This is a genomic window from Phaeobacter sp. JH20_37 (assembly GCF_048056015.1).
Lineage (GTDB): Bacteria > Pseudomonadota > Alphaproteobacteria > Rhodobacterales > Rhodobacteraceae > Phaeobacter > Phaeobacter bryozoorum.
The window spans coordinates 52,975-65,655 of the sequence record NZ_JAYMWW010000011.1; the positions used below are offsets into that span (position 1 = coordinate 52,975).

General features: G+C 59.6%; 15 protein-coding genes. 8 read left to right on the forward strand and 7 right to left on the reverse strand.

Annotated elements, in window-relative coordinates:
- Positions 1-56 precede the first annotated feature (56 nt).
- From VWZ87_RS04000 to VWZ87_RS04010, 3 genes are all read right to left on the reverse strand, one after another.
- Positions 57-860, reverse strand: coding sequence for a F0F1 ATP synthase subunit A (locus VWZ87_RS04000; RefSeq protein WP_340546514.1), 804 nt, complete (start codon positions 858-860; stop codon positions 57-59).
- Positions 861-887: 27 nt separating this feature from the next.
- Entirely contained in the window at positions 888-1,232 is a 345-nt protein-coding gene (locus tag VWZ87_RS04005; protein ID WP_374015478.1) for an AtpZ/AtpI family protein, read from the reverse strand.
- A gap of 197 nt (positions 1,233-1,429) precedes the next feature.
- Positions 1,430-2,323 (reverse strand): DMT family transporter, encoded by an 894-nt coding sequence (locus VWZ87_RS04010; protein WP_340546512.1) that lies wholly within the window; start codon positions 2,321-2,323, stop codon positions 1,430-1,432.
- A gap of 96 nt (positions 2,324-2,419) precedes the next feature.
- Between VWZ87_RS04010 and VWZ87_RS04015 the strand changes: the two genes are divergently transcribed.
- The gene (locus tag VWZ87_RS04015; protein ID WP_340546511.1) at positions 2,420-2,767 is read left to right on the forward strand and encodes an ArsR/SmtB family transcription factor; all 348 of its coding nucleotides are present in this window, start codon (positions 2,420-2,422) and stop codon (positions 2,765-2,767) included.
- Here the strand turns inward: VWZ87_RS04015 and VWZ87_RS04020 are convergent.
- The 4 genes from VWZ87_RS04020 to VWZ87_RS04035 all read right to left on the reverse strand — a co-directional run bounded on the left by VWZ87_RS04020 (position 2,756) and on the right by VWZ87_RS04035 (position 7,298).
- The gene (locus tag VWZ87_RS04020; protein WP_416534660.1) at positions 2,756-3,682 is read right to left on the reverse strand and encodes a DMT family transporter; all 927 of its coding nucleotides are present in this window, start codon (positions 3,680-3,682) and stop codon (positions 2,756-2,758) included. The two genes, VWZ87_RS04015 and VWZ87_RS04020, sit on opposite strands and share 12 nt — an antisense overlap.
- Positions 3,679-4,557 carry a LysR family transcriptional regulator gene (locus tag VWZ87_RS04025; RefSeq protein WP_340546509.1) on the reverse strand — a complete coding sequence of 293 codons (879 nt, stop codon included), beginning with the start codon at positions 4,555-4,557 and terminating at the stop codon, positions 3,679-3,681. Before VWZ87_RS04025 ends, VWZ87_RS04020 begins: the two co-directional genes overlap by 4 nt.
- 107 nt (positions 4,558-4,664) lie before the next feature.
- Entirely contained in the window at positions 4,665-5,192 is a 528-nt protein-coding gene (locus tag VWZ87_RS04030; RefSeq protein WP_416534661.1) for a prolyl-tRNA synthetase associated domain-containing protein, read from the reverse strand.
- A gap of 135 nt (positions 5,193-5,327) precedes the next feature.
- Entirely contained in the window at positions 5,328-7,298 is a 1,971-nt protein-coding gene (locus VWZ87_RS04035; protein ID WP_340546507.1) for an elongation factor G, read from the reverse strand.
- Positions 7,299-7,762: 464 nt separating this feature from the next.
- On the opposite strand from VWZ87_RS04035, the gene ffh reads away from it, so the two are divergent.
- The 7 genes from ffh (at position 7,763) to bluB (ending at position 12,680) form a co-directional block, all read left to right on the forward strand.
- Positions 7,763-9,292, forward strand: a complete 1,530-nt coding sequence (gene ffh, locus VWZ87_RS04040; protein WP_416534662.1) for a signal recognition particle protein — start codon at positions 7,763-7,765, stop codon at positions 9,290-9,292.
- A 5-nt stretch (positions 9,293-9,297) separates the two neighbouring features.
- Positions 9,298-9,813 (forward strand): GNAT family N-acetyltransferase, encoded by a 516-nt coding sequence (locus tag VWZ87_RS04045; RefSeq protein WP_340546505.1) that lies wholly within the window; start codon positions 9,298-9,300, stop codon positions 9,811-9,813.
- 67 nt (positions 9,814-9,880) lie between these two features.
- On the forward strand, positions 9,881-10,627 hold the full coding sequence (locus VWZ87_RS04050) for a GNAT family N-acetyltransferase (RefSeq protein WP_340546504.1): 747 nt from the start codon (positions 9,881-9,883) through the stop codon (positions 10,625-10,627).
- A 37-nt stretch (positions 10,628-10,664) separates the two neighbouring features.
- The gene (locus tag VWZ87_RS04055) at positions 10,665-11,267 is read left to right on the forward strand and encodes a GNAT family N-acetyltransferase (RefSeq protein WP_340546503.1); all 603 of its coding nucleotides are present in this window, start codon (positions 10,665-10,667) and stop codon (positions 11,265-11,267) included.
- A gap of 57 nt (positions 11,268-11,324) precedes the next feature.
- Positions 11,325-11,633: a chorismate mutase gene (locus VWZ87_RS04060; protein ID WP_416534663.1), complete on the forward strand. Its 309-nt coding sequence runs from the start codon at positions 11,325-11,327 to the stop codon at positions 11,631-11,633.
- A 41-nt stretch (positions 11,634-11,674) separates the two neighbouring features.
- Positions 11,675-12,034 carry a 30S ribosomal protein S16 gene (rpsP, locus tag VWZ87_RS04065; protein ID WP_340546501.1) on the forward strand — a complete coding sequence of 120 codons (360 nt, stop codon included), beginning with the start codon at positions 11,675-11,677 and terminating at the stop codon, positions 12,032-12,034.
- A 4-nt stretch (positions 12,035-12,038) separates the two neighbouring features.
- On the forward strand, positions 12,039-12,680 hold the full coding sequence (gene bluB, locus VWZ87_RS04070; protein WP_416534664.1) for a 5,6-dimethylbenzimidazole synthase: 642 nt from the start codon (positions 12,039-12,041) through the stop codon (positions 12,678-12,680).
- Position 12,681 lies beyond the last annotated feature (1 nt).

The following is a 12,681-nucleotide window of genomic DNA, read 5'->3' on the forward strand; positions in this document are numbered from 1 at the left end:
GTGTATCTCCTTACGATTGGAAGTTGAGGATCTTGTTGTTCGGACCTAACCGCGACTTAATGCGACGGATGAAGCGCGTCCTTCAGGTACACGCAGGTCAGAATTGTGAACACGTAGGCCTGAATGAAGGCCACGAGAACTTCGAGTGCGTAAACCGCGGTGATGGCAAAGATCGGCAGGAAGCTGAACAGGCCCAATGCGCCTGCAAAACCTGCGAATACCTTCAAAACCGCGTGGCCAGCCATCACGTTACCTGCAAGACGAATGCAATGGCTGACGGGGCGCACAAAATAGGAAATCAGTTCGATGATCGCGAGCACCGGGCGCAGCGCCAGCGGTGCGGAGCTGACCCAAAACAGGCCCAGGAACTTGGTGCCGTGCAGCACAAAGCCGGTCACGGTCACGGTCACAAAAACCAGCATCGCCAGAACCGCAGTTACGGCAAAATGCGAGGTGGTCGTGAAGCTGCCGGGGATCAGGCCCAGCATGTTCGCGGTCAGGATGAACATGAACAGGGTCATGATGTAGGGGAAGAACTTCAGACCGTCTTTACCGGTGACGTCTTCGACCATCTTGTAGATGAACCCGTAGGCAAGTTCAGCAACCGACTGAATGCGCGACGGAACAATCGCGCGCTTGGACGATCCCAGTACCATCAGAGCGAAGATTGCGACAATCGCCAGCCCCATCCACAGGGTCACGTTGGTCGGGGTGTAGAAGTTCAGCTCTGCTGCGCCACCCAGCGGCTTTACCAGGAACTGGTCAGTCGGGTGAATCTGGAGCCCCGGAATAGCGGGCGCAAAGAACAGCCCAGACGCAAGTACCAGCAGAAAAGCTGCACCAAAGATTAGTTTGCCCATTGTCCCGTTTCTCCTGTCGCCGGGGGATCAATCCCGGTCTTGCGCATCTTGTTCGGCCATTTCGGCCAGTTTCTTTTCCTGGATCTCTTGCGCGCTGCGGAGCATTGTCTTTACCCCGGCCGCCAAACCCAGCATTGTGAACAGCACCAGAAAGATCGGTATGGTCCCAAAAAGAAGATCCAAACCGTACCCGATGCCAAAGCCGATCATCAGACCGGCCACCAATTCAATCACCATTCTCCAGGCATCGCTTGCCGTCGAATAATGTTCGTCCACACGCGGCTTGGGCTCATGGGCCTTACGCGCCTCTGCCAGCCTGGCCTCGAGCTGCGCCAAACGCTGCTTTTCCGGCTCTTGTGACACGGGCGCCATCCTCACGTGAATTCTGATGCGGTGCTAAGGAGTCCTAGGTCCAGAGTCAACAACGCAGATTGCACTACGGCAGGACGCGCAAGATACTGAAAATAATAAATATTAAAGACAACCCCTCTTGGCCGCGGATGACTTTTCGTAGCGGCCCCGTGAAACTCACCCTGAAAACTCATATTCAACCAAAAGGTTGATTTTCCTCAGAGCGCGGGTTTGCGCCGGATTTTGCCAACCAAACGGCCGTCGATCATCACCAGCCCGAGCAAGATCGCAGCCATGCCCGCCAGATGCTCCACTTTAAGAGGTTCCTGAAGCACCCAGGCCCCCATCACCAAAGCCGAAACCGGCGCAATCAAGGTGGGCAGGGTAATATTGGTTGGCCCCACCCGCGGCAGAACCCAGTAGAACAGGATAAAGGCGGCGGAGGTCAGAATGAAGCCAATCACCAGCAGCGCACCCCAGGTCTCCAGCCGTGTGATGACAGGCACGCCTTCGGCCCAGATCGCAAGCGGCGCGATCGCGGCTGTTGCTCCGGTCAGGGCGATGGCAACCAGGACCACCGGATCCATATCGCGAAACTGCCGGGCAATATTGACTGAGAACGCGTAGCACAGCGGCGCACAAAGCGTCACGAGCACGGCCCATATCTCGGACTGCCGCCCCCCTTGCAAAAGCGGCAACGACAGCACCAGAATACCGAGGAACCCAAACATCACACCCATTGATTTCAGCACTGTCGCCCGCTCTCCACCCGGCCAGAAATGCGCCACAACAACTGCTAGCGCCGGGGTAAAGGCATTGAGAATCCCGGCCACGCCGCTGGCAATATGCTGCTGACCCAGTGCGTAAAAGGCGAAGGGCGCAGCGTAGCTCAATACGCCGAAGCCAAACAAAGCCAACCAGCGCGACGGTTGCTCCGGCACCCGTTTGCGCGCCGCCAACACATAGATCCAGCATCCAAGCGCCCCAAAGCCGACACGGCCCATCGAAACCGACAGCGGCCCCAATTCGCGCAGCAGCACAGCGTTGAACATGAAGGACATGCCCCAACCGATGCCCAGCACAAAGATCGCCGCCCAATATTTCAGTGCCATGTCACGTCTCTCCGGTGCTGCAATCTCTGACCCGGGAGTTATGGGGTTCACAGCTTGGGATTGTCGACCCGCATTCTGCGGTTTAGGTGTGTCAGAATGAGCGACCCCCTTGATATTGTCTTTGCCGCGCTTGCGGATCCAACACGACGCAGCATTCTGACCATGCTGCTGGAGGATGATATGGCTGTTACAGACGTTGCGGATCCCTTTGACATGTCGCTGGCGGCAATTTCCAAACACCTGACGATCCTGAGCCGCGCCGGTTTGATCGCGCAGGAAAAACGGGGCCGGGTCAAATGGTGCAAGCTACAACCGGATGCCATGCGGTCCGCCAGTGTCTGGATGCAGGGGTTTGGTCAGTACGAACCCGTCAATCTGGATGCGTTCGAGCGGTTCCTGGAAACCGAACTCGGAACCCCGGCGAACGATCTGTCATCGGATTGACGCCGATCCGCCAGCCTCTGCCGCTGCCATCGGTGGGCGACCTTCCCGCAGCAGAAGCCAAAGCGCCCAGATCGTGCAGAGCACGCCCAGCGCCACGATACCGCCGGGAGCCGGTCGACCCAATGCGATTTCCCACAGGATGACCCAGCTCGGCGTCAGATAGGTATAGGCCATCACCTTGGCGGACGGCAGATGAAGCGTCGCGTATTGCAGCAAGACAAAGGTCGCGGCACTGGCAATCAGCGCCACATAAAGCAGAACCAGCCAGACAAGCGGTGACAGCCCGACCCAATCCGTCGCGCGGATGTCAGCCCAACCCACCACCACCAGGATGATCGCCCCGGCAACCAGCATACCAAAGGTAAACACCACAGCAGGTTCCCCGCGATTCAGCAGCCGCACCATCGGCGTATAGACGGCATGAGCCACGCAGCCCCAGAAATAGATCACCTCTCCGCGACCGACCTCAAACGCCCAGATCGCCGCCAGATCACCACGAAATATGACCCAGATCGCACCCGCCGCACCGATCGCCAAAGCCAACGCCATCCGCCAGCTCGTAATCTGGCGCAACAGCAGCCAGCCGAAAATGCCGCTCAGAACCGGTGTCAGCGTAAAGACGGCGGCCGCACTGACCGGCGCTGCCGTTTGCAGGCCATAGAACATCAGAACAAAATAGACCGCAAAGAAGCCGCCCAGAAGGATGAAGCGCCAGGGCGCCTGAAAATTCCGTCGCCGCAGGCCATGAGTCACCTGGGCGGCAATGCCAATCACAACCGCAGCAATTATGAACCGCGCCGCGTTCAGGGCCATCGGAGCGATGTCGTTGGCGACCATGGAGCCAAGCGAAAACGATCCGGCCACCAACGCCGAGAAGAGCAGCATAGCCAGATGGCCACGATGAGCCGGTGTCATTCGGCCCAGGCCTTGGCTTCTGCTTTCAGAAAGCTGAGGAAGCTCTGAACCTTGGTGGTGCGGTGCAGATCCACATGGGTGACCAGCCACAGATCGCCACTCCACTCGGGCAGCGGCTCCATGATCTGTGTCAGCTCGGGATGCCGCGCAGCTTCCCATTTGGTCAGAAAACCGATCCCCGCCCCGGCCAAGAGCGCGTCCTGTATCGACGCCCCATTGACGCAGCGGAACGACAGCGCGCTCTCGGGGGCATGCGCTCGCAGCCAGCGGGAGTAAGGCGCGCGGCTGTCGATATCATCGTTACAAATGAAGCGATGATTGGGCATATCCTCAAGCCCGTTCAGGGGGCCGAACCGCTCCAGATAGGACCTGCTGGCGTAAAGCCCATGTTGCTGACGCATAAACGGCTGAACCACGTTGTCAGGCTGCTCAGGCGGAGATCCGGCACGAATCGCCACATGCGCCTCACCGTATTCCAGGCGAAACAGGCGGCTGCCGGTCAGGAACCGGATCACCAGCTCCGGATGCTGACGCTGAAACTCGGTCAGTGCAGGAACCAGAAGCGCCGACATCGATGACAGCGATGTCACGACCAGTTCGCCCGAGACAGCATCGCCGTGCCCCTTGAGCCGACCGACAAGCTGACCAAACTGATCATCTGTGGCCTGTGCCACGCGCAGCAGATCCTGCCCGGCCTCTGTCGGTGTGTAGCCACGGGCATGGCGTTGGAACAGCTTCACGCCCAACCGCGCCTCAATAGCATCGACGTGGCGGATGACCGTGGCATGGTGAACCCCCAAAACTTCGGCGGCGCCGCTGACCGTCCCCATGCGCGCGACCTGATAGGCAGTGCGTACCTCGTCCCAGTTCTCCATGGCTATCTCTCAACTTGCGACCCACTTACTGCAAACATGCACATTCCACCAAGGACGGCCAGAGAAAGGTTCGCAATTGCGCAAAGGTCAGCCAGAGTTTGAGCAGTTCAGACCCAGGTGATCGCCACACCCAAACGCTGCATAACATCGAGAAAGGCCGGACGGCTCAGCGCGACCGTCCGATCATTAACCAGCGGGTGCATGTAGATCAGGTCGACCTGCTGGGCAGCCTTGTCCATGTAGAAATGCACATCTCTTTCGACACCATTGATCATCGCAAGCGGCGTCACCGATCCTGGGCGCACACCGAGGGTCTGAAACAGCCGCTCTGCCGAGCCGAACGACAGCGTCCCCAGCCCCAGCTCAGCGGCGAGACGCTTCAGATCGACGTCGCGGTCCTGTTCCAAACTGATCAGGTGGTTGCGTTTCTTCTTGTCCCGCAAATAGAGGTTCTTCAACCGCAATGCGGTCTTCCCCGGCTCTACGAACTCCGCTTCGACCGCTTTTGCCTCCTCAACCGTGCGCAGCGGTGGATGGCGGTGCAACCGGTAGCCGATGCCCCAGACATCCAGCTGCGCCAGCAGTTTATCGCAGGAAACCGGTAGGCTGTCCTGTAGCTCGGTTGATGCATCCATTGCGGCCTCATGCTGTTATCGTTCTGCAGATCACGTGATGTCAGCAGATCAATAAGAAACCCACAAGGACGCAAGGGGTAACATCATAGTTTCGCCGGCGTTTCACTGTTGGTTGGTCAGTCTGCCATAGACCGGCTACACCCGCCGTGCCTCCTCATAATGATCGAAACCGCTTGAGAACCACGCCGTACCGCGGGTCGCACTGGCCAGGCTGTTGCACAGCTGCTCCTGCGCGGCGACAGGCAGTAGGGTTTCAAACACATCCCACCCGGCGGCATCTGGATGGGCGGCAAAGCCCAGGATCTGCCCCTGCATTCCGCTCACCACGGGGACCAGCCCGCCGGTAAAGACGGAGGGTACGTGAATTTCCACGCGCATAATCGGTTGCAGCACCACAGACCCGGCCTGCGCCAATGCCTCACGCACCGCAGATTTGCCAGCGGTGCGGAAAGCAAAATCGGAACTGTCGACGGAGTGGTGTTTGCCATCCAGCAGGGTTACCTTCACGTCGACCACAGGGTGACCGTTGACACCCGCTTGCAGAGCCTCTCGCGCGCCGGCTTCGACTGAAGGAATATACCCTTTGGGTACGGCACCACCCTTGACCTCATCTGTAAACTGAAACCCTGATCCGCGCGCTGCGGGGGCGATGCTCAGCACGACATCCGCAAACTGGCCCGCCCCCCCGGACTGCTTGCGGTGGCGATGATGGATTGTGGCAGGACGGGTGATCGTCTCCCGAAGGGCGGGTGGCACCGGTTCGTCACTGACCTCAATGCCAAACGACCCTTTTAGCAGCGACAGAATCCGGCGCAGGTGCAACGGCCCCTGGAGGTGGAGCAGCGCATGACCGCTCATTTCATCCTGATCAACTCGCAGCCCCGGATCTACCTCAGCAATTCTTTCCAGTGCAGAGGTAAGGCGGACATCATCGCGATCATGTAAAGGGGTGAGGATCCGTTGATAACTTGCCGGGCGTGGCTGCGCCCAGTCCGGCAGTTCCGCAGCGTGGTCTTTAAGATAGGTATATCCAAGACTGAGATGATCAGACTTGACCACCTGCGCGATATCGCCTGGCGCCAACTCACCGGCATCAGATGAGGCACCATTGCTGCCATTCCCCGCAGATCGTGAAGGCGTCTGGACGCCTGCCCCGTTCTTTGCAAGCCCGCCATCACCGTTCAGTTGGGTCATCGCCCCCAGGTTGCCGCCACCGACCTGTGCGCCGATCCCGACAGGTTCGCTGAGCGCGCGGACCACAACTGTCTTGCCAAGATGTTTGACGAGGTCACCGATGCAGCCCACTGCAAGGGGCGTTCCGTCCCCCGCCAACCGCTGCGCAGCAACATCAACTGCCGGGGCCTCATGCCGAAGGGATTTCATAAGCCGCACAATCCCGTTGCGATGCAGCGCCGACCCCAGCAACGCAGGGATCAGATCATTGTGCTGCAATACCCGCGTGGCGACATCATAGACCGCTTCGGTCAGCGGCTTGCGATCCTCGATCAATTGCTCCAGCAGATCGTCGTCGTAGTCCGCCAGCGCCTCCAGCATCTCTCCGCGCGCCTGACGCTCGCGTGCATGGATGCTGTCAGGGAAGGCCACAAGGGCCGAGGGCTGCCCCTCCTGATACTTCCACGCCCGCTCTGAGATCAGGTCTACTGCCCCGATCACCTCACCACCCGCCCGCATAGGGATCTGACGCAGTACGATATTGTGCCGACAATAGGTTTGTAGCGCAGCAACAATATCCGCCACCCGCCCTGCGGCCTGATCCATACGGTTGATAAAAAGAAAGGCGGGAACACCCGCCTCTTCGACCATACGCAGATAGGGCGCGGCCAAGACCCCGGCGGCGGGATCAGCAGGCACGCAGACCACCGTTGCATCACTGGCGGCCAAAGCGGGCCCGGCAATGGCCAGGTTTTCAACCCCGCCGGCGATATCAATCACCCCCCAGTTTTCCTCCATGAACTGAAAGGCTCGCAGATCTGCAACGCCCGTGGCGTGCTGTGGTTTTTGCCCAGGCTCCTGAAGTGTCGCCAGTGCCGTTGCCAACTCCGTTTTACCGGATTGGGAGGGGCCGATGATCGAAAATACACGCATCTGTCATGATCCTTCTGATGGCTGCAAAGCCGCCCGATGAAGGAATGCGGCATTAGATTGCCGCAACAGATGCCTTGAGAATAACTGCCTCTCGCGTGGTGCCGCTTACTCGACACCGTAGTTTCGTCATATGGGGGAACACCCGGAATAAGCGCCTGTGAAGGTGGTCGCCGAGGTGCCGTCTCCCTGCGATATTCCCTCAGGGAGGTGGCTCGCGTCAACCGTTGCACCCAGCGCATGGCAGCCTCCCCCTCGCTCTGTCTGGGCGCGCCGGGTTGACTCACTCCGGACAAAGGCGTAACGCATGCTGCAAATCCGGGAGCCATGATGAGTCTTCCGGTCCCTGCCCGTGTCAGGGATCGCCCCCCACCAGCGTGTTACGCCCGTGGGGGCGATTGTGCATGGATCATTTGCTCCCTACATGTGGGGCGTCCACTTCGAAACCGGCATAGGAGGCCGCAGGCATGTTTGAAAATCTATCCGAACGCCTATCCGGTGTCTTCGACCGGTTGACCAAACAGGGCGCGCTCTCTGAAGAAGATGTAAAGACCGCCCTGCGCGAAGTCCGTGTCGCGCTGCTCGAGGCAGATGTCTCCCTGCCGGTCGCCCGCGATTTTGTGAAGCGCGTACAGGAGCAGGCAACGGGCCAAGCCGTGACCAAATCGGTCACCCCGGGCCAGCAGGTTGTAAAGATCGTCCATGACGCACTGGTTGACGTGCTGCGCGGCGACGAAGATCCCGGACAGCTGAAGGTCGACAATCCTCCCGCGCCGATCCTGATGGTCGGTTTGCAGGGGTCAGGTAAGACCACGACCACCGGCAAGCTTGCCAAGCGTCTAAAAGATAAAGAAGGCAAGCGCGTCCTGATGGCGTCGCTTGACGTCTATCGCCCTGCCGCGATGGACCAGCTGGCTGTGCTGGGCACACAGATCGGTGTCGACACACTGCCCATCGTTCCGGGCCAGAAACCCGTCGATATCGCCAAACGCGCCAAACAGCAGGCGGCGCTTGGTGGTTACGACGTCTATATGCTCGACACGGCGGGCCGGTTGCAGATCGACGAAGTGTTGATGCAGGAGGTCGAAGACGTCCGTGATGTCGTCTCTCCCCGCGAAACCCTGCTTGTTGTTGACGGGCTGACAGGTCAGGTCGCCGTTGAGGTGGCCGAAGAATTCGATGCCAAAATTGGCATCTCCGGTGTGGTCCTGACCCGGATGGATGGCGACGGCCGTGGCGGTGCGGCGCTTTCGATGCGCGCTGTCACCGGCAAGCCGATCCGCTTTGTTGGTCTCGGCGAGAAAATGGACGCCATCGAAACCTTCGAGCCGGATCGAATCGCGGGCCGGATCCTCGGCATGGGCGACATCGTTGCGCTGGTCGAAAAGGCCCAAGAAACCATCGAGGCCGAACAGGCTGAGCGCATGATGAAGCGCATGATGAAGGGTCAATTCAATATGAATGACCTGAAGATGCAGCTTGAGCAGATGATCCAGATGGGCGGCATGCAGGGCATGATGCAGATGATGCCTGGCATGGCGAAGATGGCCAAGCAGGTTGAGGATTCGGGGTTCGACGACAAGGTTCTGCGTCAGCAGATTGCCATGATCCAGTCGATGACCAAGAAAGAACGCGCCAATCCTGCCCTGCTCCAGGCGTCTCGCAAGAAACGGATTGCAGCAGGATCCGGCATGCAGGTCTCTGACCTCAACAAGCTCATGAAAATGCATCGCCAGATGGCCGACGTCATGAAGAAAATGGGTAAGATGGGCAAAGGCAAGATGCTGAAGCAGGCTATGAAAGGCATGTTCGTCAAAGGTGGCATGCCCGAAATGGCCGGCATGGATCCGAGCCAGATGGACCCAAAAGCGCTAGAAGCGGCGGCCAAGGCGATGGGCGGCAAGGGCGGTTTGCCCGGCGGTCTCGGCGGGCTTGGTGGTCTCGGGGGTGGCATGGGGCTGCCCGGCGGCCTCTCCGGTTTCGGCAAGAAGAAATAAGCCGCATGATCGCCTCCATCCCTACCCTTCAGACCGAGCGCCTGACGCTGCGCGCCCCCAAGCTTGAGGATTTTGAGCATTGGGCCGCGTTCTTTGCGTCCGAACGCGCCCGCTACGAGCGTGGCATCCTGCCGCGCGGCGAAGCGTGGAGAGTGTGGGCCGGGGATGTGGCACTTTGGACACTTCGTGGGTACGGCCCCTTCGGTGTCGAAATCCGAGAAACCGGCGCCTATGCGGGCGAGGTCGGGATTTACCAACCGGACGGCTATCCCGGCCCGGAACTGGGCTGGTTCGTCGTCCCCGAAGCTGAAGGCAAGGGAATCGCTGCCGAGGCCGCGCAAGCTGTCATGACCTGGGCGCGACAGAATTTCGGCTGGGACAGTCTGATCAATATTATCGACCCGAACAACCACCGATCAATCGCCCTGGGCCAGCGTCTCGGCGGTGTTATCGACCCCGACGCAGAGGGCGAATGCGCCGACGACGTGGTGATCGTGCATGATCTGCGGGGGCTGGCATGATGCAGATCCCGGCTATCCTTAAGCTTGAAACCGAACACTTGGTCCTGCGCGGACCGGAGGCCTACGCATGATGGCCACCCACCTTCCCACACGCGTCTTTACCCACATCCGCTCCGCTGTGGCCGCCTTGCCACAGCGCAACAGCGCCTTAACCCCTTGTTTCCCGGCATCTGGCATGATCGAGCCGTCATTGATGCCGAAACAGGTCACTGGTGCGCGCGCGGCAGGGGCCGAAACGAGTGTGGGTATGCCAGACACAGACAATCGTTTCCCTAGCCTCATGACGAAGAGGCTATTGTTGGTCTCCCCTGCGGAGGCCGGTTTTGACGCGCATGATGCCTTCCTGCGCATTGGTGCGCCGCGCTTCATCGACGCGGTCGACGATCCTGATGCGCTGTGGTGGTCGATAGCGACGATCATCGGCCACTGGCACCTGCGTGGTTACGGATTGTTCGCCCTCATCGAGCGCAATACCGGGCGCCCGGTCGGCATGATTGGCCCCTGGTTCCCGAAGGGCTGGCCAGAGCCGGAGCTTTCGTGGCACCTGACCGAGGATGCCCGTGGTAAAGGCTACGCAAGCGAGGCCGCAGAGGTCGTTCTCGACTGGCTGTTCCGCGAGAAAAACTGGAGCAGTATCGCCTCCTTCATTCCCGAGGACAACGCAGCCTCCATTGCCCTGGCGCAGCGAATCGGCGCCCGCCCAGAAAAATTAGTATCGTTCCGCCTCGCACCTGCACACAATATGCGCACCTGGCGCCATCAGCCCCGCAAACATCTGCTGGACCGGCCTGCAATCACAGGGCGCCTTCAATGATCTATTGCCACTGCGACTTCAGCGCGGGGGGCATCTGATGCCATCGTCCATCCCCGTAATCGAAACCAAGCGCCTGATTCTGCGTGGCCCGGAAGCCGTGGATTATCCCGACTTCAAAGCCACGTTCAGTTCCTATCGTGCGCGTTTCATGGGCGGTCCACTGAACCCCTATGAGGCCTGGATGCTCTATGCCGCCGAAATCGGCCACTGGCAGGTGCGTGGCTTTGGCATGTGGATGATCCACGATAAGACCACCGAGGAAACTTACGGCATGGCGGGTGGCTGGATGCCTGCTGGCTGGCCCGAGCGTGAGATCGCCTGGATCATCTGGCCCGATGCCGCAGGTAAAGGCTATGCGCTGGAAGCAACCCACGCGGCACGGAACTACTATTACAATACGCTCGGCTGGGATGGGGCGGTCAGCTATATTGACCCCAAGAACCTGGATTCGATCCGTCTTGCCGAACGGCTGGGTGCCAAGAAGGACCAGGACGCCGCAACCATTGATGGCAACGACGCCGTCTACAGGCATCCCGCACCAGAAGCACTCAAGAACAGCCAGTTGTCCCATGGGATCGAGATGGAGATAAGCCACTACGCAGATCCCATGTTCAAACCGGAGGGTTGGGCGCTTGACTGATCTATTCACCCAACGCTGCCTGATGCGATATGCCTTCATTGCCTTGTGGAGCCAGAAATGACGACAGAGCCTCAAGATCCCGTCGCCCGCGCAGCGGCGTTGCTGAAAGGCCACCGCGAGAGTATTGATCGCCTCGATGCGATCCTCGTCTACACGTTGGGCGAGCGGTTCAAGCACACCCAGGCGGTGGGCCGACTCAAGGCAGAACACGACCTTCCCCCGTCCGATCCGACGCGTGAGACAGCGCAGATCGCACGGCTCGAAGACCTGGCGAAACAGGCCGACCTGGACCCCGATTTCGCCAAGGCTTTCCTGAATTTCATTATTCAGGAAGTCATCCGACACCACAAGAAACACCAGGAATAACAGGGACTTCCCTGCAAACGCCATTAAAGGAGACTGAACCCATGGCAATGAAAATTCGTCTGGCCCGCGGCGGCTCGAAAAAGCGTCCCTTCTACCGCATCGTGGCTGCCGACAGCCGCATGCCGCGCGATGGTCGCTTCATCGAAAAGCTGGGCACCTACAACCCGCTGCTGCCGAAAGACAGCGAAGAGCGCGTGAAAATGGACATGGAGCGTGTGCAGCATTGGCTGGACCAGGGCGCCCAGCCCACAGATCGTATCGCTCGCATGTTGGAATCCGCCGGCGTACGCGCTAAGGTTGAACGCAACAACCCTAAGAAAGGCACCCCGGGCAAGAAAGCCCAGGAACGTGCTGAAGAGAAAGCAGCCAAAGCTGCTGAAGCCACTGCAGAAGCGGAGTAAGTTGATGAACATGCGGGACAATTCATTCTCTGAAGACTTCCGCATGCAACTTGATCTGTTGATGCGTGTCCGGCGCGATGTGCGCCGGTTCCGCTCTGATCCGGTGGACGAGACAGTGCTTGCGCGCTGTCTCGACACCATTCAGCTGGCTCCCTCCGTGGGTCTCAGCGAACCATGGCGGGTCATTCGCGTCGAAAGTGACGCAGCCCGGGCCGCCGCACTTGCCAATTTTGAAAGCGCAAACGCCGAAGCGCTAGCGGGTTTCTCCGAAGCCAAGGCCGAACGCTACGCCAAACTGAAGCTTTCCGGCATGCGCGAAGCACCGGTTCAGTTGGCGATCTACTGCGACGATTCCACCACAAAAGGTCACAAGTTGGGCGCTGGCACCATGCCGGAGATGCGTCGCTATTCGGTGGTCACCGCCGTGACTCTGTTCTGGCTGGCCTTGCGCGCCGAAGGGCTGGGGCTGGGCTGGGTATCCATCCTTGACCCACAACGGTTGAACAGGGATCTGGATGTGCCAGCGGACTGGCAGCTGATCGGCTATTTCTGTGTTGGTCACCCGGAGCGGATGTCCAAGACGCCCGAACTGGAACAACTGGGTTGGGAAACCCGGCGCAACGCATTGCCGATCGAAACTCGGTAAT